19 protein-coding genes and 2 pseudogenes are annotated in these 22663 nt (G+C 50.0%); 3 read left to right on the top strand and 18 right to left on the bottom strand.

Annotation, left to right across the window (positions count from 1 at the left end):
• Positions 1–55: 55 nt before the first annotated feature.
• The 4 genes from fliF to flgB form a co-directional block, all read right to left on the bottom strand.
• Positions 56–1576 (bottom strand): flagellar basal-body MS-ring/collar protein FliF, encoded by a 1521-nt coding sequence (gene fliF / locus AB1500_00540; GenBank protein MEW6181653.1) that lies wholly within the window; start codon positions 1574–1576, stop codon positions 56–58.
• Between the two features lie 71 nt (positions 1577–1647).
• Entirely contained in the window at positions 1648–1938 is a 291-nt protein-coding gene (gene fliE, locus AB1500_00535) for a flagellar hook-basal body complex protein FliE (protein MEW6181652.1), read from the bottom strand.
• A 103-nt stretch (positions 1939–2041) separates the two neighbouring features.
• Entirely contained in the window at positions 2042–2455 is a 414-nt protein-coding gene (gene flgC, locus AB1500_00530) for a flagellar basal body rod protein FlgC (protein ID MEW6181651.1), read from the bottom strand.
• A gap of 10 nt (positions 2456–2465) precedes the next feature.
• Entirely contained in the window at positions 2466–2864 is a 399-nt protein-coding gene (flgB, locus tag AB1500_00525; GenBank protein ID MEW6181650.1) for a flagellar basal body rod protein FlgB, read from the bottom strand.
• 404 nt (positions 2865–3268) lie between these two features.
• Here flgB and AB1500_00520 point away from each other — a divergent pair, with 404 nt between their 5' ends.
• Positions 3269–4030: a copper amine oxidase N-terminal domain-containing protein gene (locus AB1500_00520; protein ID MEW6181649.1), complete on the top strand. Its 762-nt coding sequence runs from the start codon at positions 3269–3271 to the stop codon at positions 4028–4030.
• A gap of 419 nt (positions 4031–4449) precedes the next feature.
• Here AB1500_00520 and AB1500_00515 read toward each other — a convergent pair whose 3' ends face one another.
• The 5 genes from AB1500_00515 to AB1500_00495 form a co-directional block, all read right to left on the bottom strand.
• Positions 4450–5697, bottom strand: coding sequence for a DegT/DnrJ/EryC1/StrS family aminotransferase (locus tag AB1500_00515; protein MEW6181648.1), 1248 nt, complete (start codon positions 5695–5697; stop codon positions 4450–4452).
• Positions 5698–6285: 588 nt separating this feature from the next.
• Entirely contained in the window at positions 6286–7590 is a 1305-nt protein-coding gene (locus AB1500_00510; protein ID MEW6181647.1) for an S-layer homology domain-containing protein, read from the bottom strand.
• 439 nt (positions 7591–8029) lie between these two features.
• A complete protein-coding gene (locus tag AB1500_00505; GenBank protein MEW6181646.1) occupies positions 8030–9202 on the bottom strand; it encodes an HAD-IIIA family hydrolase in 1173 nt (390 codons plus the stop codon).
• Positions 9195–9773, bottom strand: a complete 579-nt coding sequence (locus tag AB1500_00500) for an SIS domain-containing protein (protein MEW6181645.1) — start codon at positions 9771–9773, stop codon at positions 9195–9197. The genes AB1500_00505 and AB1500_00500 overlap by 8 nt, the downstream gene beginning before the upstream one ends.
• A 179-nt stretch (positions 9774–9952) precedes the next feature.
• The gene (locus AB1500_00495; protein ID MEW6181644.1) at positions 9953–10945 is read right to left on the bottom strand and encodes an SDR family oxidoreductase; all 993 of its coding nucleotides are present in this window, start codon (positions 10943–10945) and stop codon (positions 9953–9955) included.
• Positions 10946–11094: 149 nt separating this feature from the next.
• Between AB1500_00495 and AB1500_00490 the strand changes: the two genes are divergently transcribed.
• Complete coding sequence (locus tag AB1500_00490) at positions 11095–12516, top strand: RNA-binding domain-containing protein (GenBank protein MEW6181643.1); 1422 nt, start codon at positions 11095–11097, stop codon at positions 12514–12516.
• 187 nt (positions 12517–12703) lie between these two features.
• Here AB1500_00490 and AB1500_00485 read toward each other — a convergent pair.
• Positions 12704–12883 (bottom strand): annotated as a pseudogene (locus tag AB1500_00485) (YgiT-type zinc finger protein).
• Positions 12884–13256: 373 nt separating this feature from the next.
• Positions 13257–13364, bottom strand: coding sequence for a nucleotidyltransferase domain-containing protein (locus AB1500_00480; protein ID MEW6181642.1), 108 nt, complete (start codon positions 13362–13364; stop codon positions 13257–13259).
• A gap of 475 nt (positions 13365–13839) precedes the next feature.
• Between AB1500_00480 and AB1500_00475 the strand changes: the two genes are divergently transcribed.
• On the top strand, positions 13840–15084 hold the full coding sequence (locus AB1500_00475; protein ID MEW6181641.1) for a LamG-like jellyroll fold domain-containing protein: 1245 nt from the start codon (positions 13840–13842) through the stop codon (positions 15082–15084).
• A 91-nt stretch (positions 15085–15175) separates the two neighbouring features.
• Here the strand turns inward: AB1500_00475 and AB1500_00470 are convergent.
• The 7 genes and pseudogenes from AB1500_00470 to AB1500_00440 all read right to left on the bottom strand — a co-directional run bounded on the left by AB1500_00470 (position 15176) and on the right by AB1500_00440 (position 22635).
• Positions 15176–15625: pseudogene (locus AB1500_00470) on the bottom strand (NAD-dependent epimerase/dehydratase family protein).
• A 69-nt stretch (positions 15626–15694) separates the two neighbouring features.
• Positions 15695–16696 carry a GDP-mannose 4,6-dehydratase gene (locus tag AB1500_00465; protein ID MEW6181640.1) on the bottom strand — a complete coding sequence of 334 codons (1002 nt, stop codon included), beginning with the start codon at positions 16694–16696 and terminating at the stop codon, positions 15695–15697.
• 190 nt (positions 16697–16886) lie between these two features.
• Positions 16887–17927: a zinc-binding dehydrogenase gene (locus AB1500_00460; GenBank protein MEW6181639.1), complete on the bottom strand. Its 1041-nt coding sequence runs from the start codon at positions 17925–17927 to the stop codon at positions 16887–16889.
• Between the two features lie 21 nt (positions 17928–17948).
• The gene (locus AB1500_00455) at positions 17949–19016 is read right to left on the bottom strand and encodes a transketolase C-terminal domain-containing protein (GenBank protein ID MEW6181638.1); all 1068 of its coding nucleotides are present in this window, start codon (positions 19014–19016) and stop codon (positions 17949–17951) included.
• Positions 19003–19941 carry a thiamine pyrophosphate-dependent dehydrogenase E1 component subunit alpha gene (locus AB1500_00450; GenBank protein ID MEW6181637.1) on the bottom strand — a complete coding sequence of 313 codons (939 nt, stop codon included), beginning with the start codon at positions 19939–19941 and terminating at the stop codon, positions 19003–19005. The genes AB1500_00455 and AB1500_00450 overlap by 14 nt, the downstream gene beginning before the upstream one ends.
• 20 nt (positions 19942–19961) lie before the next feature.
• Positions 19962–21026: a radical SAM protein gene (locus AB1500_00445; protein ID MEW6181636.1), complete on the bottom strand. Its 1065-nt coding sequence runs from the start codon at positions 21024–21026 to the stop codon at positions 19962–19964.
• A 52-nt stretch (positions 21027–21078) separates the two neighbouring features.
• Positions 21079–22635 (bottom strand): PfkB family carbohydrate kinase, encoded by a 1557-nt coding sequence (locus AB1500_00440; GenBank protein ID MEW6181635.1) that lies wholly within the window; start codon positions 22633–22635, stop codon positions 21079–21081.
• Between the last annotated feature and the right edge of the window lie 28 nt (positions 22636–22663).

Below are 22663 nucleotides of genomic sequence, written 5' to 3'. Positions count from 1 at the left end.
TTAGTCGAAAGACCTCAGTCCGAATTCAGGAACCGAAATTGAGGACCTCATTTGGTTATTTTTCTTCAGTCAGCCATAAACGGAGGACATCCGCCACCTCATCGGGTTTTTTCTCTGCGGTTTCCTTCACCGCCACGTAACGCTCGTCGACCTTCTGCGGCTGCAGAGCAATTCTCTGCGGTATTACCTCTTCGATCTTCGGCGGCGGGGGCTTGATATTTGCCAGCCAACGAAGGATCAGAAAGGCAAACGCAACAACCACAAGTCCGATGATCCCCTGCTTCACCATGGTTATTATTCCGGCGCGCTTGGCTTCCTTGGCCGCTGTTACCTCAATCTTCGCCATTTCAGCCTCGGCCTTCTTCTGATACGCCTTGTCAAAAGCGATGCTGGCCACCTGTATCTGGTCGCCGCGCTCGGCATCGTAACCAATGGCTCCCGCCACCACATCCTCAATGCGTTTGATATTGGCCTGGGTAAGGTTGCTGTCGACCACCACCGACGTCGCCAGCCGCTTAAGTTTTCCCGGAACCTGGATCACCTTTTCCTCCCGCTGGCCCACTTGATAATTCGTGGTAACCTCTTGTTTTGAAAAAGTTTGGTCACCCGTAGTGCCTGACGGATAGGTGGGTACCAGATTCGAACCGGTGCCGGGAACACCCGAAGCCCCGGCGGCGCCGTTCCCCTCGGTCACTGTGTGCTGACTTACAACAGCCGGCTCGCCGTAAGCGATTGTGGTAACGGTTTGCTTCTGGTTGAAATCAAAGTCGGCGCTTACCATCGCCACCGCTTTGTCCGGACCGAAAATCTTGGTCAGCACTCCGGTTATACGCCGCTCGAGTTCCCGTTCGTAAGCACGCTGGAGATCCTGGTTGCCTTTTATGACGGCGGCTTCGGCGCCGCCCCCGCTTGCCACCTGGTCGCTGAGAACGTTCCCGCCCATATCGATAACATGCACATCTTCCGCCTTAATCCCCTCCACGGCGCCGCAAACCAGGGAGACGATACCGTACACCTGTTCCGGTTTTATCGTTGTTAGAGGCATAAGCTTTAGCGCCACGGAAGCCGCGGTTTTCTGCTGCTCTTCAACAAAGACGCTTTTTTGCGGAATAACGAGATGTACGCGTGCCTGTTCCACGCCGTCAAGCTGGGCGATCGTCCTTCGGAGTTCTTCCTGCAACGCCCTCAGGTAATTTACCTGCTGCTCGAATTCGGTGACCCCCAGTTTGGTCTTATCAAAGAGCTCAAATCCGGTGCCGTTTCCGGGGAGAGCACCGCTCGCCGCCAGATTCGCCCGAATTTTATACACCTCGCTTTTAGGAACGGAAACCGTGCTCCCTTTGTCAGACAAAGTGTAAGTGACACTCATGCCGTCCAGCTTTTGGACAATGGCTCCGGCATCTTCCTGACTCAATCCGGTAAAAAGCGGCGCGCTGCTCATCTTGGTAATCAGGGAATTCAAATAGAAAACAGCCGCTACAAAACCAATACCGGCCAGGATGACTGCCACCTTTTGCGAGGAGCTTAAACTCCCAAAACGTTTGACTATCTGGTCAAGCAGGTCACGGGGATTCACTTCCTACCACCTACCCTTGTGCCTACTAACCACTCAGTTACCAAGAAAATGTGCAATAACGTTTTTTCTCTCTATACCTGCATGCGGGAGATTTCTTGGTAAGCCTCAACCACTTTGTTCCGTACCTGTACAGCCAACTCGAGCATCAATCTGGCTTCCTCCGTCGCCGCCACCACCTGGTGGAGGTCCTGTATCTGCCCGGACAAAAAGCCTTGTATACTCTCGTCCGCTTTAACCTGGGAGGCATTAACCTCTTTCAGCATCTCGTTTAACACCGTTCCGAACGAAGAAGAACCGGTCTTTCCGGATTTTGCTTGCGGTAACATTACATTCAGATCGATTTTGCTGAGGTCCACCTTCATCCCTCCCCGGGCTTTCTCGAAAAAGTGGTCAGGTTATTTGAGGGGAAAATAGAAGAAATCATTAAATAAACAAACCGGTTTCAAGAGGTTATCGTCAACCGGTCTAACGGCCCAATTCGAGGGCTTTTTGAATAAGTTCCTTTGCCGCCTGGAATACTGTTGCGTTTGCTTCGTAAGCGCGGCTCGCCCCGATCATATCGACCATCTCATTGGCCACGTTGATATTGGGGTAGCTTACGTAACCCTCTTCGTCGGCGTCCGGGTGACCCGGATCCATCACCTTGATCGGCTGGGAATCGTCGGCTAGTATGGCTTCAACCGCAACCCCCGCGCCGGTGAAACCGCCTTTCGCCGCCTCCAACTGCTGGGCGAAAACCGGAACCTGTCGCTGGTAGAGCCCTCCTTGAGAGGTTCTAGTGGAATGGACGTTGGCCAGGTTGTTGGCGATAAGGTCAAGACGCAGCCGTTCGGCCGTCATTCCGGAACCGCTTATCGCAAAAGCGTCAAAATAGCTCATCAGGTATCACCTACCTTCCCCCTGAAATTACATATCTTAATCCGGCATACTTGTCGCTCAGAAACCTTATCGCTCCCTGATATTTCATCGTGTTGGCAACAAGGTTCACCATTTCTTCATCCACATCAACGTTATTTCCGTCCGCGCGAAGCGAGGTGGTTTTGATCTGCTCGGTACGCGGAGTGACCGTAAGCAGGTCGTCACTGATGTGTCTGGGATTGGTTTTTTTCAAAGGGAGAGAGTTTCCCCCGAGAGCTTTCGTCAGGGCTTCTTCGAAGTGTACAACCGATTTCTTAAAACCGGGGGTGTCGGCGTTTGCGATGTTATCCGCCATTACCCTTTGCCGAAGGGCGGCTGCGTCAAGGGTTTTACTTAGAGCGCTCTTTACCGGATCGTTAAATATGGTCACCGTATATCGCCTCCAGCAAACTCCTCGGGAACCAATTTCGACATCGTTAGAGAAATTTCTCCTTTTTATTATACATATGTCGACCAATTCCTGCAACAATTGATAAAAAATTTTTTAGAAATTGTTGCCTTAAAAGTGATTAGCTCAGCTGTGGCAAGGGTTTCAGCCGAAAAATATTTCGACAAAAATCGATATATTTACTCAATAGACTTGAACTTAAAGCCATACTGAGGAACGAATTAAGTTCATTCAGCATTGCCTGTCCATCTTTATCCTTATAAAAAACTTCTACTCTACCCCCAAAAAACAGGAGGTAAATACAAATATAGTTATAGAGGGTATTAAAACGGGGATGAGTTCCTAAATTTATAAATCATAATTATATTTTGAAAGGGTGGTATAAAATGCGAAAATATTTTCTTTCCGCTTCCATAACCGTACTATTGATACTAGTGTTGAGTGTGGCCGCGTGGGCCGGTGAAAACAGCGGGGAAGGCACGGATAACTCCGTCGGCCAGAACGTTTACGCTGACGGAAATAACGGTGTCGACGAGGATGTGTATGATAATGAAGACACAGAACAGATTCGAAACGAGTTGAGGAAAGGCCCCAAAAATAAGGCCGCAGCGAAATACCTGAGGGAGAGAATCCGTGAAAGAATTAAAGACCAGGCCGAACGGATGGCCCTTTGGGAAGAATTGAAGGCGATGTGCGGGGACCCCGAGGACGAGGCTGCCGCTGTGGCGGAAATGATATACGACGACCCGCTGGATGAACAAAACTACAAGGAATTTGCGAAACTATGGCGGCTTCGCCACAGGGAGCAGGTCATCGCCTTTGTCTATGGCGAAAAGCTGAGCTTTGACGTGCCGCCCCAACTCATCCGGGCAAGAACACTGATGCCCGTCCGCGCAATCGCCGAAAAACTTGGGGCCGATGTGACATGGGACCCGAAGGCCAGAACGATCACGATCTGCAAAGGTGACAACACAATCGTTCTCACGCTCGACCGCCCCAACGCTACGGTAAACGGCCGAAAGATCGGCCTTGACGTAGCCCCGCAGGTCGTTAAAGGCAGGACGATGATACCCCTGCGGTTTGTGGGAGAAAACCTCGGCGCGAACGTGACCTACATCGGCGACGCGCAAACGGTCGCAATCAACTGAGGCCGTAGTAAGCAGTAGGTAGTAGGTAGTAGATAATTAGAAAGGGGGGCGGACCCTGAGTTCGCCCCCTTCTGTTTCCGGGTTTTAAAACCCCCACTGCATATGAGAATTCAGTATCCGGAATATAGATTAAGGTAGAATGATAATCCAGAATGCAAGTCCCAAGTTGAAAGTCCTCAGTCCTAAGTCGGGGATAAAGCTACGAGTTACGGGTTGTGCGAGTTGCGAGTCAGTGCGGAACCAATCTTCATTTTGGGAGCAGTAGATAGTAGATAATAGGTGGTACAGAAGACGGGAGGTTTGTTCCCCTTCTGGATTCTATATTCTATATTCTGACCGTCTTGGTCACTCAGAAAAGGTTATTCTATATTCTTTATTTAAACTTTCAACGTTGAACCTTGATCGTACAAGGCGCTTTCTTACCGCGCATAGTATCCGAGTACGCGTCCAACCGCCTTTATGACGTCATTGACGTCTTGGTCGGTCATTTTAGGGAAAAGGGGCAGGGTTATGAGCCGCTGATAGAGGGATTCCGCTCTGGGACAGGGAGGCTCGTCGTGCAAGGTGCATACGTTCGGGTCACCGAGCCAGCCGTGTAAAGGATGAAGATAAACCGGCAGGTAGTGGACCCCGACGCATATTTTTTCCGCGAACAGCGCCAGATAAATTTTGCGCCGGTCGGCCTTCAATTTTTCCGGTTTGAGCTTCAAAACATAAAGATTCCAAGCGGACGAGCAAGATGCTTTGGAATGTGGGATTTCTACGCAGGAAAGTCCTTTAAAAGCCTCATTGTAACGGTCTGCGATCTCACGTCGCCGTTTCAGAAAAGCCTCAACCCTTGAGAGCTGCGAAATTCCCAGAACACCCTGAAACTCCGGAAGCTGAAAATCATAACCCAATTCCTGGACCTCGTAATGCCACGGGCCTTCGTTTCTGTTCACCATCTGCGACCTGTCGCGGACTATTCCCTGGTCGACAAAAAGTCGTAACCACCGGTACGCGTCATCGTCGTTCGTGGTTACCATACCGCCTCCGCCGGTGGTAATCGTCGCCTCCGGGTGGAAGCTGAACGCCGTCACAGTTGAAATGCACCCGATTGACCTTCCCTTGTAAACCGCCCCCAATGCGGCGGTGGCATCTTCGACGACCGCCAGGTCGTACCGTCGGGCGACGTCGTGAACGGCGTCCAAATCCGCCGGATGCCCAGCGAAATGTGAAACGATTATCGCGCTGGTTTGGTCGGTGATGTTTCGTTCGATTTCCTCAGGCGCGATATTCAGAGTTAGTTCATCTACATCCGCAAAGACGGGTTTCGCCCCGAGATAAAGCGGCGCGTCCGCGAAACCGGCGAAAGCAAGGGGGGACAGAATCACCTCGTCACCCCGGCTTATTCCCGCCGCGTAACAGGCTGCGTGCATCGCCGCCGTCCCCGTAGATACAGCGACCGCGTGACGGGCGCCGACCATCGAAGCAAAACTCTCTTCGAATTTACGCACCCCGACACCCGCGTTCAACATCCCGCTTTTCAGCACCGCGGCCACCCGCGCTATATCGTCATCGTTCAAATCCGGTTCTCCGAATGACAGCAACACCTCCCGGATCGGCCTGGTTCCGTCAATAGCAGGAAAGTCCGACCGGCAAATGTTATCCGTCCGATTCTCAGACAAAGGCACCAAGTCCCCCCATCACAGCCGTCTCGTAACCATAAAAGAATTATAACCCCGCCCGTGAAGACTGGCAATTACCTGGGAAGTAAAGGGGGAATACTTCTCTACCCTCTTTTACCGGCTTTTTAGTATAATAGAAAGGATACGGGTTGCGGCGATCCTTGGAAAATTAATCGTGGAGGTTCTATATGAGCATAAAATGCCCGAAGTGCGGTTCAACAAAAATCGTCCCGGTTGGACAGTACGACAAGTTCGTTTATTATGGGTTTGGCGGAACGGCCGTACTGGGAATCGCCGGATTCTTTGTGTCAGGCCTCTTTATACTAATGCCGGCATGGTTTCTGATGTGCCTTATTTTTTACCGGAAAAATCCTCTTGCGGCCTGCGACGACTGCAACCACAGTTGGAATCCGCGAAAACCAAAAGCTTGAAGCAGTCGGTAATTCAGGATAATGAAAGCGCCTGAACGTTTTAACCATCGTCAGGCGCTTTTTAACCGTTTACTTGTTATAATTCAGAACTTGCAACTCGGAACTCATAACCCGCGACTTATCCTTACCCGCGACCCGCGACTCGTGACTGTAACTCTTAGATCTTTTTCTGCTTCTTTAAGAAGCGGTATGCCAGGGCCGTGGCTTCCGCCCTCGTAAGGTTGCCGTCCGGATCGAACTGCAGCAGGCTGCTGTCCGGATCGGAACTTGGTTTCCCGGCGATCAGCTTGGCTTTTTGCACGGCAAGCACCGACGGCGCCGCCCAGGGAGAAATGAGAGTCGCGTCCTCGAACACCTTCTCCAGATCCGTCAGCACTTTTTCGCCGTCGTCCGACAACTTCAAATTGGATACCCGCGCCAGGATTACCGCGGCTTCCTCACGGGTCAGGAAACCTGCCGGTTGGAAGACGTATTCCGCACTCCCGTTAAGGTAGCCGACCACTATCCCGTTGCGGGCCGCCGTCTCCGCGTACTGAACGGGCATACGGTCGGTATCGTAGATCTTGTAACCCGAAGCGGCGCTGTAACCCGCCCCGAAATAGCTCGAGCTTATATCTTCGGGTGTGGCGTCGCAGAAGTCGGTGCCGCCGAACGCGTCTTCAAAGATCTGCTCGGCTGCGCTCGAAGGTCTATCCGTAAGCGTAAGTCCGAGTCCCCTGACCAGCATGGTTGCGAACTCAAGACGGTATACGTCGTTCGCTACGCCGAAGACGCCGGCGGTTCCTCCCACGGGCAGAGGCTCCACGATCCCTTTCGCCCACAACGGCATCACGCAGGAATAGGCCCAGCTGTTATCTGATTGAGCATTAAACTCACTGAAGGACTGCTGGGCCAAAAAGACGCCGTAATAACCCGTACCCGTTCCACTGAACTGCAGCGGAGCCGCCACGGTGCACTTCCTGGAGTCCGTGACCCCTCCGAGGTTTATGTTGTTTGTACCGTCCCACTCGTACGTACCCCCCGCAACGGTGATGCCCGGACTGTACCATACCGCGAGCTGGTTTGCCACCGCGGAGCTTACGTTTGTATCATAGGTTATTTTAATCTGACCCGGATCGAGCAGGTACGTCTGCGCGGCCGTCGTTATTTTATAAATGTTGCTGACCAGCGTGTACTTCTGATAGTCCGGACTCCCCCCGCTGGGAAGAAAGACGGTGAAGTATACGGTCTGGTCTACTGCTGTTATTTTATTAGAGTCCACCAGGGTGTTGTTCTTGGGGTAGCTTATTTCCAGCAGTTTATTGAAGGCGGTAATCTTGCCCGTTGTCGGCAGAGTGCTTACGGTGTATTCCGTTCCCGAAACGATGGGATTGGATACGGCGGCCTGTGCCGCTGCGGAAAAGAGAAAGACGGATATCACCACCAAGCAAAGGCAAATCGAAAACCGTAACAGTTTTTTCAAGAAGATCACCCTTTCGGTTCTTAGACTGTTATTTTTTTAATCGACAAAAAAGAGCGGTTCTTTAGCGGGCGAAAGACAATTTGCACGGTGTGATAAAGATGGTTGCATCAGCGGGCTCGTCCTGATTTCTGCCGCTGGAAACCTTTGCGATTCTTTTTAACACTGCGTTCAACTATGAATTCAGCAAATTCGAAATCGAACCTGCTGTCCATATCGAGGGACCTTTCACGGGGTATCTTGTAAGCGTATGTCTTCGGGCCGAAAAAGCTTCCGTGCTCCTTAAAAAAAATCCCAACGCGCTATATAGACGGCTCCGTTAAGACGGTATCACCCGGACAATTGCTGGCGGTTCATGACGGCATCGGTTTTATAAAGTCTGCAAGGCCGGCTCGCAACTCGGAACCCACGACCCACAGCTTATGCGCCCTAAACTCAGTACTTAAATCACAAAATCGGCATACTCCTTCGAACCTTCAACAAAAGGGTACTCGTCCTGCATCCGTTCCGCGTAAAGACTGTCAATGGCTTCATCGGTAAGGTCTTTATCACGGTAGTGTGTGACGAACCGCTTATAATGCATTTCTTTTTCTATGTCAATAAAAACGACTACATCACTGATTGAGCGCAGGTACTCCTGTTCGAGCGCCACGACGCCTTCAATAATAACAACCCCTTCGGCGGGTAAAGAAAGCGCCTTTGATTTCCTCTGAAGGCCTCTGGTTTTAGAGTCGTACGCTTCAATGCTCACCGTTTCTCCTGCAAGCAGCGCGGAAAGGTCGCGTCTGATGGTAGATGCCGGATACCGTTCCAGTACGGACTTTGCGGCCTGCCTTTGATCCAGCGGCAGAATCCAGTTGTCAAGCCGGACAACAGCCGCAGGGATTGTCCGTCCTTCTATTTCCTTGTCAATATACCTTACCAATGTCGACTTCCCGGAACGGGACTGGCCGCCGACCAGAACGATAAGCCGCTTCCCGGTTGATTCTTGATATTTGGCGCATATCGCGTCTACGAGCGGCTTAAAATCAACCCGCGCCCGCAATAAAAACCTTGCCGCCTCCGCCAGGTCGTCGAAGATGTAATCCGGTTCGAGGCCGCTGTCACCCCTGTACCGCCGCACACCGTACCCTGTCCGAAGCAGCACCGTAGAAAGCCCGGCCTTGCGCCCCATGATAATGTCGGTTTCGCGGTCCCCTATGATAAAACTCTGTGCGGCATCAATATTGAACCGCCGAAATGCCTCCTCAACCATACCCGTACCGGGCTTCCGGCAGGCGCATCTGACCCTGTAGGGCGGTATTTCCTTTTTTCCTTCTTCCGGGGGCAAATGAGGGCAGTAAAAAACAGCGTCAAGGCGGGCGAATTCTTTCGCCAAAAGCTTTTCCAGACGACCGTGGATTGCAGCCAGCCCTTCTTCGGTCAACAACCCCCTGGCAACGCAGGACTGGTTAGTGACCAATACGCAGAGCCAACCGTTATTGTTTAGCGCAGCGACCGCTTCCGCTGCCAAGGGGTACAGCTCGATTTGCTCATATCTGGTTATGTGCCCGATTTCCCTTGCGATAACGCCGTCGCGGTCCAAAAAAACCGCCGGCCTAAGCCGCCTATCCATTTGCCCCGGAGATCGTGATATCCAACACCGCGTGCAGGATCATCTGGTGCCCTACTTCCACAAAACCATAATGGCTTACGGGAATGTAAAAATTGAGGTCGCCCAGTTTCCGCAAAGGATTGATGTTCGAGAACCCGGAAAGGGTGATGACCCTGCAGCCCGCCCCCCGTCCCGCCGCAACACCGCGCAGGATGTTCTCCGATTGCCCGGAACTGCTTATCGCCACCAGAACATCGCCTTCCTCCGCGAACATGGCAACCGGCTTTTCAAAGACGCAGGCATAACCATAGTCGTTACCGATGCAGGTTAAAAGCGCCCCGTCGTTGAAAGCCAGCGCCCGCATCCCGCCGTTTTTCCAGAAGTCTATCGCCATGTGGCTGGCGATGCCGGCACTGCCGCCGTTTCCGATAAAAATCATCTTCCCGCCGAGGCTTGTCTGCTCCCGAATAATTCCTATCGCCTTCTCGACGCCCTCGTTAAAATCCAAGGTGTCGCCCTCTGCCGTTGTTATTTCCGTGTAGGCCATAGTCTGGAAAAACCGACCCACATACTCTTTATAATCCTTATGCAATTCTTGTTTCCTCCCCTAACCTAAGAGAAGTCGGAACCAAAATATTTTACCACAGAGGCACAGAGTTCACAGAGGACGGAAATACCAAGAGTTAATTATAAAAATGAATACCTATTACAGTCTTTTTCCTCCGTGTGCTCTGTGTCTCCGTGGTTGATTTTTCTTGACATTCTAAATACTCATGTTCTCGCACCCAGATACTTAAACCAGTCCTGCGTAGCCTCCGCGATGCTCTCCGGGGTCCACACCGGCGCCGACCGCCAGTAGTCTATGTTTTTAAGCACCAGCGCTACTCCCTCTTCAAAAGAAACCCGTGGCTGCCATCCCAGGCGTTTCTTAATTTTTAAAACGTCCGCGAACGTACAGTCCGGCTCCCCCGGACGCTTTGGGATACGGGTCGTTTCGCCTCCCAGAAGCTCCACCAGACGATTGACAGAGTAAGTGTTACCGCTGCCGACATTGAAGATCTCGTTCGTTATCCCGGATCCCGCCGCGGTAACAAAAGCGTCCGCAACATCCGTAACATAGGTAAAATCGCGGGTCTGCGTCCCGTCACCCACCACCGTGAACGGCTTACCCGCGAGCTTTTGCGCCAGAAAGACGCCGAAAACCGCGCCGTATGTCCCGGAAGTGCGCGACCGCGGCCCGTAGACGTTGAAAAAACGCAGCGAAACTACCGGCAGCTTGAAAACCTTCCCCCAGTGCATCACCAACTGCTCGCCGAGGTATTTCGTCAAAGCGTACGGGTATTCCGGCCTGATCTCCGCGGTTTCGGGCGTGGGGTAATTATCGGGAATGCCGTAACACGACGAGGAAGCGGCGTAAACAAGGCGCTTGACCCCCGCCTGCCGGGCGGCTTCCAGGACCGCAAACGTCCCGTCCACGTTGGCGTGAAAGTATTTTTCCGGTGACTGAATCGACGGCACTATGTCCGCCAGGGCGGCAAGGTGAAACACCCAGTCCGCCGCTTCAAAAAAAGGCAGGATTTTCGCCAGGTCAGCGACATCAGCCTCAACAACCTTTAAACGTCTCTCAGACCGTTGATGCGCCAGGTTTTCCGGACGACCGGTGCTGAAGTTGTCCAGAACCGTAACCTCGTGCCCGTCGGCCAGCAGCCTGTCCACCAGGTGCGAACCGATAAACCCGGCCCCGCCGGTAACAATCGTCTTCATACCTTCATCCCGCTTTCTAATCGCCTCTTTCATTCATCGTCAAACTTTTCGTTGTTCTTAACCACCCAAAATAATCCATTTCGCAGATTGAAAACAGCCTGTCAACAGGATATAATTGTTTCACCATAGGGTAGCATGGAGGTTCCGCCTTGAAATTTTTTGAAGAAACTGAATTCATAGAAATGAAGAAATCTACATCCGAGTTGAAGGAAGCCGTCATCAGCATAGCAGCCATCCTCAACAAGCACGGCGCCGGAGAACTATATTTCGGCATTAAAAATGACGGCACACCTGTTGGGCAGGAAGTCTCGGATAAGACCCTGCGTGATATCAGCCGCTCCATTGCAGATCATATAGAACCTAAAATTTATCCTGAGATTACTGCCGTCAAGATAGACAACAAGTCCTGCATTCGGGTGAAGTTTGAGGGGAACGAAACGCCGTATTTCGCTTATGGCAGAGCGTACCTGCGTGTAGCCGACGAGGATAGGCAGTTAACCTCCAAGGAACTGCAAAGGATTATCCTTGCCAAAGCTCAAAATGCTATACCATGGGATGCGGAAACACCTGAAAAAAATCCATATTCCCTGGATGAGATAGATGAGAAGCTATTAATGGTTTACATTGAACGGGCCAACACCGCCGGAAGAATTGATTTTCCGTTTACCAACAAGGGGGAGATTCTGAATAAGTTAAAGCTGATGTCGGGAAACTTGATCACTAATGCGGCAAATGCGCTTTTCGGCAGCGGGGCGATTGACCTTCAAATGGCGATTTTTGCCGGCGTTGAAAGGTTGACCTTCATCGATATTAAGCGCGAGAGCGGTAACATTTTCAAACTGATTGATACCGCTGAGTTGTATATCAAGAATATGATCAAGTGGCGGGTAAAATTCGGCAAGATGCAACGGGAGGAAATTCCTGAAATACCTATGGAGGCCATCCGTGAGGCGATTGTCAATTCATTTGCCCATCGGGATTACAGGATAAAGAAGAGTAATGAGGTTGCTATATTTAAAGACCGCGTTGAGGTTTATAATCCCGGCGATTTTCCCGAAGGTTACACTCCGGAAGATTTTATCAAGGGCGAAGAACGTTCTATCCTGCGAAATACGCTGATTGCTCAGATTCTATATTTTTCAAAGGATATTGAAAGCTGGGGCTCAGGGCTGAAAAGGATTTACAACCTTTGTAAGGAAAATGACGTTAAGGTTGAGTTTAAGATATTAAAATCGGGCTTCGTGGTGGTGTTCCAAAGACCGGAGTTTAATAAAGATAAAATCAACAGTAAAGATACTATTCAAAATAAACCGTTAAATGTCGGATTAAATGACGGAATAAATGTCGGATTAAACGGTTTAAAAGGTACCCAAGAAAGCGTGCTGGGCATTATCAGGAACCACCCCAGAATTACAGAAAAGGAAGTTGCAGAACAGCTTGGGGTGAAGTCGAGAACTATTGAACGGATAATCAAGGAATTAAGAGAAAAGGGCTTGATTGAGCGAAAAGGCTCAAAGAAGGCGGGATATTGGGAAGTAAAAAACCTAACCCGGACGAGCGGGAACCATTAGCCACGGATGGACACGGATAGACTCGGATTGAAATGGATTTTCGTTGAAATGGACCGCATAAGATTGCCACAATAGTAGTAGGCCGGATAAGCGCGGCGTTTCCGGCATCCGGTCGATCTGTATTTCCGGCCCCCGCTACCAACGTAGAACGCAGAACGTCGCACGTAGAACATTTTTCAAGGCAGAATCAGACGGCGGCGCTCTCTGAGAACTCACGCACGGGAACTGTTACCACCTTCGATGTCAAGGTTTCCATATGCGCCAGCCTCTCCATAACCTTTGCGACTTTAGCCGAATAATACTGCTCGCCGCACTGGCGACATACCCCGGCGGGCACGTTTTCAATAATCACCAAGCCTGCCTTCGTCCGGTAGTCAACGTTTACAGGCTACTCTTCCACGGAACCGCCGCAGAAGGAGCAGTTCGCGTATTCGTGTTTCATTGCTCTTGCCTCTTCTTCCGTGTAAACAACGCTTATTTTTCCTCATAAGTCTTCGTAGAGAATATCCGGTGTTTGCCTGCCAAGTTCCGCCCTTGCGAGGTTACTTCTTGCTCTTTTCAACCACAGGAACCATAATATGTCGCTCATAAACCACCCGCCCTTTTGCCGCCTCAGCAAATACAAACCCTCGTAAATGCCTGTACCTTTCCATATTGTCCGGCGTATCTACAAGTATATCTACAGCAGCAGGAACATCCACCAGGATTCTATAAATCTGATGGGTCAAAGCGCGGCGATTTCATATTCCTCGCTTTAGCACCAAAAGATCATAATCACTGTCCGGTCCTTGCCGCCCTTCGCTTCTGGACCCAAAAAGAATTATTTTGTCGGGGTCTATTGTCTTCACTATCTTATCGACTACGGTAGTAAGCACTTCTTCCACAGAGATATCCCCCTCTAACCACAAAAAAGCTATTCTGTCTGTGTCTGGAACCTTTTTGCAAGATTATACCATACATAATGCGCGGGCTCAAATCCTCTCTTTCTGCGTTGCTTACGAAACGCTTATAGTGCATTTTTTTATCGTCAATAAAACCGAGTATATCGCCGATCGCGCGCAAAGATCCCGTTTCCGATACTTCTTCTTATTTCTCCTCGTATTGGCATGCCGTATTCAGCGGCACCCATTCATCATTCATCATTTACGAGGGAGGAAGTTTATGCGTATTCCCACCAAGCCCCTAATTTGCTAATCTATGTTTTTGATTTACTCGTTTGTTAAATTATAATTTATTTTCAATAAGGAGGTGATAAATGGCATTTGCAATGCAAAACTGGTTTTTTTTCTGTTATTTTTGTATTATTTGAAAAGGAGGGAACAAATGACTACCTGGAAAACAAAAGTCAAGTACTCTGCGGTGGTATTGTGCATTATGTGTGCGGTGGGTGTGCTCTTGTATGGGCATCATGACGAACAAGCCCAAGCGGCGGTTGACGATAGTTATACCGTCTCCTTGATGCACTATAACAGTAGTGCTACAGCGGATGAGTCAGGGAAAACGTGGACCGCGTACGGTAATGCAACTGTTGACACTACAATATATAAGTTGGGCAGCGGTTCGCTAAAGTTAGATGGTGATGGAGATTATTTGACGGAGGCTAATCATCCCGACTTCGATTTTAGCAACGGAAACTTCACAATTGATTTCTGGTTTCGTCCTGAAACGGTATCGGGAGGATCTCGTATAATAATCGAGAAACTTGAAGGCCAAACTGGTCCGGGATGGAGTGTGTTTCAATACAATGATCAAATAAGATTTTATTGTGATGGTGGAGCGGTTTACTTTTGGACGGGGTCGGTTTTACAAGTCGGTTCATGGAAACATGTTGCAGTGGTTCGTAATGGGAGTGATTGGAGAATTTATATTGACGGTGTAAGTCAAGCGTCTATGTCGTCTACTGGAACTGTAGGCGTCGGAAACAATCTACTTATTATTGGTGCAAGAGTTGGGGGAGGTTACCCCTTGGTAGGTTGCATTGATGAATTGAGAGTCTCTAAAGGCATAGCCCGTTGGACAGCCAACTTCACCCCGCCGACATCCGAATACGCTTCTGCCGTTTCCGCTCCTTCCGCCCCGACAGGTCTTACTGCGACGGCAGGTGACGCTCAGGTTGACCTTTCTTGGGATACAGTATCAGGCGCCGACACCTATAACGTTAAGAGATCAACAACATCAGGGGGACCGTACACCACAATAGCCGAAAGCGTTACTTCGACCACCTATACTGATACCGGCGTCACCAATGGAACCACTTACTACTATGTGGTTTCAGCCGTTAATGCCGGCGGGGAAAGCGGCAACTCCAGCGAAGCCTCTGCTACACCACAAGCAACCGGAGGAAACAAAGCTTTGTTGGTAATAAAAATGGCCGATGGTACTGAAAAGGAATATGACCTTACCGCCTCAGAACTTAACTCATTCACTAGTTGGTTTGATAACCGCGCAAATGGCACTGGTCCGATGCGCTATACCATCTCAAAGAACTACAACTTAGGCCCGTTCACAAGTCGGAAGGACAATATCATTTTCGATAAGATTTGTTCTTTTGAGGTTAAAGAATATTGACAGTTATTAATAACTCGGGATAAATGTAAGAACACATTGGTTAGACACGCCCTCACTGAATTGTGGGGGCATTTCCTTTTTCATTTCAGAAGTCGCCGAGGTATTTTGTCAAAACATACGGGTACTCCGACCTGATCTCCGCAGTTTCAGGCATCGGGTACTTATCAGGAATGCCGTAATAAGACGTGGAGTAAACAAGGCGCTTGACCACAGATTGTCGGGCGGCTTCCAAAACCGCAAACGTTCCGTCCACGTTGGCATGGAAATACTTATCCGGATACTGTATTGACGGTGTAATATCCGCTAGGGCGGCAAGGTGAAACACCCAGTCTACCGCTTTAAAAATAGGTAGGATTTTGACCGGATCGGCTACATCGGCTTCAACAACCTTTAAGCGCTTCTCGGCTCGCTGGTGCGCCAGGTTTTCCGGACGCCCGGTACTGAAGTTGTCTAGAACCGTTACCTCATGCCCTTCACTCAGCAGCCTGTCCACCAGGTGCGAGCCGATAAATCCGGCCCCTCCTGTAACAATCGTTTTCATTAACTTCTACCTGCTTCTTTTTTTTGATTAATTTTCAAAGTTACACCGGATATGCTATTTACCGCAAAGCTATGTCCGGTGTTGGTATTCCAACGGTTGCTCTTGAATCTCCCGCCAATTATCTTCAACCCAGGTTATTACTTCGGATAACCCGTCTTCCAGGTTAACCTGTGGTGTCCATCCAAAATCGGTGCGGGCTCGGGTGGAATCAATCACATACGCTGCATCCTGTCCAGGGCGCTCGTCCACCAGAGTGGTGACATCCTGAAACCGGTACCCCAACCGCTTCGCAATTATTCGCACCATTTCGCGCACTTCAACCCCGTTCTCCGGTGAGAGATGATAAACCTGCCCTAACCGACCGCGCTCCAAAATCGCCAATTCCCCACGGGAAACGTCTCTAATATGAATGTAGGATTTTACGGATACCCCACCACCATGCAGTTCGATCTTCTTCCCAAGTTTCATGTAAATCACAGAGCGCGGGATGATCTTGTGCAACTGTTGCCTAGCGCCATAAACGTTTGTTGAGCGTACCGTTACGACAGGGAATCTAAACTGTTTGGCGTAGGTTGATAGGAGCATGTCCGCCGCAGCTTTAGACGCCGCATAAGGAGTGCTCGGGTTTATTTGCGCATCTTCATGTACCTTACCGAAACACGAACCGTATACCTCCGGTGAGGACACATGCAGATACCGTCTCAGGTACTCACGCCGTCTCAGGTGATTGATCAGTCGCGCCAATGCTACACAATTAGTTTGAAACCATTGCTCAGGGTGCTCCCAACTGGGTGCCACTTCACTCTGAGCAGCAAAATTTACAATGTATTCCGGACGCTCTGCATCAAGAAGTTCTAAAAGGGCGGGCATAGCTTGGTTCATATCGATCTCAAAATATCGGTAGCGTGATAAGTCATGCCGTTGTTTATACTTTAAAAACAACCCTGAACGCTCCGGTGACCGGCTTATACCAATCACCTTGTACCAGGGATTGTCAAGCAACAAGTCAACGAAATCCTGGCCTGAAAAAGAGTTGGCCCCAAGGACTGCAATTGTTATGCTTTGGCCCATGACTTCCTCCTTCGAAAATAGTACTTCTTTCACAGGGCGCCGTGATAAGCAATGCATTGCTGCATCACTTCTCACAGCGTTTCGCCCGTGTTACGCTACTGCTTCTAAGTGACCAGCTTAAGGGTCCTCATTTTTATTCATCACGGTGCGCTCCGCGCGAGGTAACTCCCTCGAAAAAAACGTTCTTAACTTAAAACCCCTCCATGTCGATAAGCGGACGCACAACCTTACCTGCCTCTAAATCATCAATTGCTTTGTTGATTTGATCTAAGGGATAGACATCAGAAAGCAGCGACTGAATACTGAGCTTCCCGGAACCGAGAAGTCTGCAATAATTCGGAAAATCCCGCTCCGGTCGGCAGTCTCCTCCCCACGTACCGAAAAGCCGCTTGCCAAGGTTGAATTGCCTCGGATCGAGCTCAAGCCGCTCTCCGTGCCGCGCGTTGCCAACGATAACGGCAACACCTCCTTGACTGCGGACGCTTTGAAAGGCCTGCTTCATTACCTCGGGCCGACCGCTCGCTTCGATGGCAAAATCAAGGCCGTCCGGACAAACACCATTTATTTCTTCCAAAGGGTCTGCCTCACCGGCGTTGATACAATACGTCGCACCCATCTGCTTGGCGAGAAGAAGCTTATCCGGTTTTACGTCAACGGCAATGACCGGCATACAACCCGCAAGGATTGCCCCTGCAACAGCGCAAAGACCTACTCCGCCGGTTCCAAAGACGGCTATGCTTTGCCCCGGCCTCGGCCTGGCCGTGTTCAGGACCGCCCCCATACCTGTAGGGATAGCGCAACCCAGTAATGCTGCCTCCCGCATTGGAATATCCCCGGGAATTACCGTCAGGCGGTTTTCGCTAACTATAGAATAACGGCTGAAGGTAGTGACGGGTCCGGCATTGACATTACGGTCAACCCACTTGTAAACAGTTCCACCCGCGTCTGATCCGGTGCCTTTTATCCACGATAGGACCACCCTATCGCCGCTTTTGACCTTTGCAACGCCGGGACCTACGTCTTGAACGATACCACTTCCTTCATGGCCTAAACAGTGCGGGAGATACCGATCCGCGCCGCGATAACCCCGGCACTCTAAAACCTGTGTATGACATACGCCGCTAAAAACTACCTTAACCAACACCTGCCCGGTTTTCAGCTTGGGAATCTTCAGCTCCGCGAGAACAAGCGGTTGTCCCGTTTTTTCTAAAATTGCGGCTACTGTTTCCATATCATCACCCACAGATCCGGCTTACGCGTGTCGGAAGAATTTCTTGGATATCTTTTGATCCACCAGTCTCTTTACGGCCTTTTTAACCTCGGCAGGACCCGGATAGAACATCTCTTCCAGCTTAGGACCAGCAGGCACCGTTGTCCCAGGCCACCCGATCCTTAAAACAGGCGCACGGAGAGCATCCCAACAGTTTTCGGATACACGGGCGGCGATTTCCGCCCCGATACCGTGACTTATCGGTCCGTTTTCAACTACCAAAAGCCTCCCTGTTTTATAGACGGAACGACAAATGATATCCATATCGAGTGGCTTAACACTACGCAAATCGATCCAATCTACAGTAATACCTTCGCTTACCAGATCGCCCGACACCGTGGCCACGTATCTGTTAGTTATGGACATGGCCACCACCGTCAGGTCTTCCCCCTCTGCGCGTAATTCTGCCTTTTCCAACGGAATCATGTAAGGTTTTCCCGGGACGAATCCCTTATCGTTATACAACCATCGGTGTTCAAAAAAAAGCACCGGATCGGGCGAGGCGACAGCGCTTAAGAAAAGTCCTTTTACGTCGTAAGGAGTTGCAGGCATTACTATCTTAAAACCGTCAACCCCCGCAAAAAGATGGTATAAGCTTTGTGCGTGCTGGGCACCTGAACCCCACCCACGAGCAATTATGGTTCTTATGACCAGAGGTACCGATCCACCAAACAAGCGCTGCCAGTGAGCGATATGGTTTACTATTTGGTCCATCGACACCAGCATGAAGTCGCTGCGCATATGTATCAATAGAGGCCTTAATCCGGCCAGTGCGGCTCCCAAAGTCACCCCGGTCATGGCGGCCTCGGCGACCGGGGTCTCGATGACTCGTTCGTTGCCATAGCGCGCGCTTAACCCTGCCGTCGTATCGTAAGAAAATCCCGGCCTATCCACGCCCTGCCCCAGGACGATGACCTTTGAATCAAGTTGCATGGCTTGATCAATGGCTTCGGCTATCGCTTCTCTGTAACTGAGAACTCTTTCCCCGATCGCCTTTCCGGAAACGTCCCGGTCATTCGCCTGGTCCGCTACCAGTTTAGTCCACGGCATATGGCGCCTCCTTGGCACTTGCAACAGAACTGGCAACTGCAGCCGCCCATCGGGCCTTGATAACCTCCACCCGCGATGGCGCAAACTCGGGGTCAATCTCGTTAAGGTAGGTCGCCATCCTCTCGATAGGACACCTTTTCTTCCAATAATCCACTTCTTCCGGAGAGCGATAACCGGTGGAGGTATCGTCGTTAGGGCCGACATGTGCCATCCACCTAAAGGTCTTGCAGATAATAAAAGCCGGACCTTGTCCGTTGCGTATGCTTTCTAAAATGGCGCCACTTACTTCCGTCACCATAACGGGGTCGTTGCCGTCAACCTCAAGAACCGGAATCTTAAACCCGCAAATGATGGGTTTGATATCGTCGTACGCGTGCCTATCTCCCCATGGCGTCTGGCAGGCAAACCCATTATCCTCCATTACGAAAAGGATTGGGAGTTTCTTCAGAGCTGCGAAATTCAAGGTTTCCCAGAAGACCCCTTCATCCACCGCACCATCACCGAAATAAACCACGGTGACTCCCGGTTGCTTACTTATTTTCTGCTTAAGCGCAATCCCTGCGGCAATGGGAATACCTCCCGCAACTATGGCCGAGGTTCCTACGATCCCCCGGTTCATATCGCATAGGTGCATTGACCCGCCCCACCCTCCTGAAACGCCGCCCTGTTTTCCGTACAACTCCTTGAAAAATGCCGCTAAGTCCATTCCCTTTGCCAAGCAATGGCCGTGGGAACGGTGGTTTGAAACAACAAAGTCGTTATCATTGAGGCAGATCGAGACACCGGCGGCGACCGCTTCCTGCCCTATATACAAGTGCACCGGGGTCCTAATCTCCTGCGAAGGGTATTCCTTGACTATAGCCTCCTCGGCTAATCTAATCGCTACAAGTTTTTCGAACAATTCATACGCTTTTTCTAAATCCATTGATCTATCTCCCCGGTCCGTTAAATGAAATTCACATGCCTGCTTGGATTCCTTAGGTTGTTCAGATAAATATTGATTTCGTCCAGACGGCATACTTCGCGGCACTTGCTGACGTCGATGTTTGCGATCCTGGCCAGGACCTTAGAACGCTGCGTCCCCTCCCAAATACCCGAAAAACTCATTTCCTTCAAGCTTCCGTAGCAAAAATCAGCGTCTCCTAAATACGTGCTGCATGCCCACACGTTTGCACGTGCATCAATATAGGCCCAAAAGGGGAACCCCAAGCAATGGTTATATGATTTTGCCCGTCTCAATTTCTTCATGGTGTTGGATCTGAAAATAACGTGAAAAGTGTTCGTTTCCAATTCACGCAGTTGGCTTTCCAGGTGTAAGTGCTCCTGGTAGTTAAAGGCTGAATTAATAAAACTAGTGCTTTTAGGATGCTGAGAATATGGTTTTATAGTAAAATAGTCCACGCCGATTTCCCTTAATATCCTCCCAAGCGTCAAAACCTCTTGGAAATTTTGGGGAATTAACAGCATTTGAACACCTATGGTGGTACTAATGCCTTTACTTAGTTTGATTTCAACGGCGCTATTTAAATTTGAGATAACTTTTTCGAAATCCCCCGGGCGACAGCGGTGAACCCGCTGGTAGGTCTCGGGTGTCCCGGCGTTAACACTGAACCGTACCCAGGTAAACGAACTTAGACACTCCGCCGCTTTTTCTTTCGAAAACAAAACCCCGTTGGAAGTCATGGCGACATCGACCCCTATTTCCCTGGTTTTGTTCACTATCTCCGGCGTGTCTTTATTAATCAGGGGTTCTCCTTCCCCGGCGAACATAACGCTTCTCACTCCCTTCGCCGCCATCTCCCTTAGGTTGGTTAAAATCAGGTCCTTGTCCAGAAAAACCGGCTTATACTCCAGATAATCAAGAGCGCAGAAAACACATCGGTGATTGCAGCTCCCTGAGGGTGCAATTTCAACGTAAATTGGGTAAATATCATCCCCCTGGAGCCACTGGGATACCCGAACGGGATGAAAAATAAGCTTATGGGAATCAATTCTAAAATCGTCCGACATTCCGTTTCGTCTCCTTACAAATACTTTTAAAAAATTTTCGCCTGAGGGAAAATTATTTTAAAAGCGTCGAGGCATACTTGAGGACATCCGGCTTACTTACAGGCCGTGAATTTCCTAACACATTCGCTGCCAGGGCTCCCGCAATATTGCCTAAAAAAGATCCCACCTCGATGTCAACCCCTGCGCAGGCACAAATGCTGGCAAGAGCAAAGAAGGCATCCCCGGCCCCTACGGTATCCTGCACGTTTAACGTAAAGGCAGGTGTCCTGGCCATATTAAAATTCTGATCAATACTCACTGATCCCAAGGACCCGAGGGTAAGCCAACCCACACGGCCCTGAAAATGCTGCATCAACCGTTCCAGTAAATGGTCCACATTTCCCACTCGGGACGCAAAAGCCAACCGAAGTTCGATTTCGTCGAGCGTAAACACATCAGCCCGGTGGTATTTGGTAACAAGGTTGGTCCCATAATTAGACGAATTTGTCTGGCAGTTTAAAGCAAGAAATCTGGCTTCAGATTGGACGATTTCCATGGCCTTTTTATCCAGCAAGCCGTGACCGTAGTCCGCAACAAGGACAAGGTCGTGGTTGGGGATAAGTCGTTGCAGCTTCTCGTAATAAGGCCTGCGGTCAACCTTATTTTCGATGAAACGCATATCCAGATAATTCATGGAGAATAACTTTTCATACTGCTCCCTGATACCGCGACGTTCGATAAACCGCCTTTTAACCACGGTCTGGTAGGTATCTTCAAACTGCAAGTCAAGTATCATTGCCCTGCTCATGTCGTTCAGTAACTGACTGTGAATATGAGGTTCGTTTCCCACAATCCCGCACAGGGTAACGTTGTTAGCAAAGCTGGATACGTGCCGGGCAACAGCAAGGGCGCCGCCGAGATAACGTTCTTCCCGCTCATAAAGGGCCGAAAGTGCCCTGTCTTTTGACATCAAACCTTGTACCTGACAGAAAACATATTCGTCGATAATGATATCCCCGATTACAAGAACACGTAACGACTTCATGTCATCGACCTGTCGGTGAAGATCATCGAAGGAATGGCGAGATCTAAAATCCTGAATGAAAACCTTTGCGCCGGGAGGAAAAACGGGGAAGTTCTGGTTTATCAGTTGGGTTGAACTAAACACTATACCATTGGTAAAGCGTACCTCTCCGCCTAAGGAATTGATTTTTTTGATTTCTATATCGATGTTCCCTGTAATGTCTTTCTCCGCATCGGCATATTCTTGGCCTTTTACGAAAATATCAGGCTTGACAATGTCGAGAATCTCAAGGGCAGTCGGAGATTTGGAAAGCAATACATAGTCAACGCAAGCAAGCGCAGCTAAAGCGTGCATCCGTAATTCGTCGGAAAAGCAGGGACGCCCGGGACCTTTGTTTACATAAGGAGCTGAAGTTACCGAGACTACCAGAACATCCCCCAACGATCTCGCTTCTTCAAGATGAGCGATATGCCCCGGGTGAAGAAGGTCGAATACACCGTGGCAATGTACAATCTTGCGTCCCTCTTTTCTGAAGGTCTCACGCAATGCGGCGAAGTCCTCCGAGGAAATCATTTTTGCCGGAGTTGACGCGTTGGATACTGCCACAATGTCCACCTCCATTTTATACATCGTC

The sequence above is a fragment of the Bacillota bacterium genome (genome assembly GCA_040755295.1).
Lineage (GTDB): Bacteria > Bacillota > Desulfotomaculia > Desulfotomaculales > Ammonificaceae > SURF-55.
This window is presented reverse-complemented; position numbering and strand designations above follow the sequence as displayed.

Bases quoted from the DNA above. Each gene is read 5' to 3' on its own strand.
- AB1500_00475 (MEW6181641.1), top strand. From the start codon at position 13,840: ATGACTACCTGGAAAACAAAAGTCAAGTACTCTGCGGTGGTATTGTGC.
- AB1500_00455 (MEW6181638.1), bottom strand. From the start codon at position 19,016: ATGCCGTGGACTAAACTGGTAGCGGACCAGGCGAATGACCGGGACGTT.
- AB1500_00520 (MEW6181649.1), top strand. From the start codon at position 3,269: ATGCGAAAATATTTTCTTTCCGCTTCCATAACCGTACTATTGATACTA.
- flgC (MEW6181651.1), bottom strand. From the start codon at position 2,455: ATGAGCTATTTTGACGCTTTTGCGATAAGCGGTTCCGGAATGACGGCC.
- AB1500_00460 (MEW6181639.1), bottom strand. From the start codon at position 17,927: ATGGAAACAGTAGCCGCAATTTTAGAAAAAACGGGACAACCGCTTGTT.
- AB1500_00445 (MEW6181636.1), bottom strand. From the start codon at position 21,026: ATGTCGGACGATTTTAGAATTGATTCCCATAAGCTTATTTTTCATCCC.
- fliE (MEW6181652.1), bottom strand. From the start codon at position 1,938: ATGAAGGTGGACCTCAGCAAAATCGATCTGAATGTAATGTTACCGCAA.
- AB1500_00465 (MEW6181640.1), bottom strand. From the start codon at position 16,696: ATGGGCCAAAGCATAACAATTGCAGTCCTTGGGGCCAACTCTTTTTCA.
- AB1500_00450 (MEW6181637.1), bottom strand. From the start codon at position 19,941: ATGGATTTAGAAAAAGCGTATGAATTGTTCGAAAAACTTGTAGCGATT.
- AB1500_00505 (MEW6181646.1), bottom strand. From the start codon at position 9,202: ATGGATAGGCGGCTTAGGCCGGCGGTTTTTTTGGACCGCGACGGCGTT.
- AB1500_00495 (MEW6181644.1), bottom strand. From the start codon at position 10,945: ATGAAGACGATTGTTACCGGCGGGGCCGGGTTTATCGGTTCGCACCTG.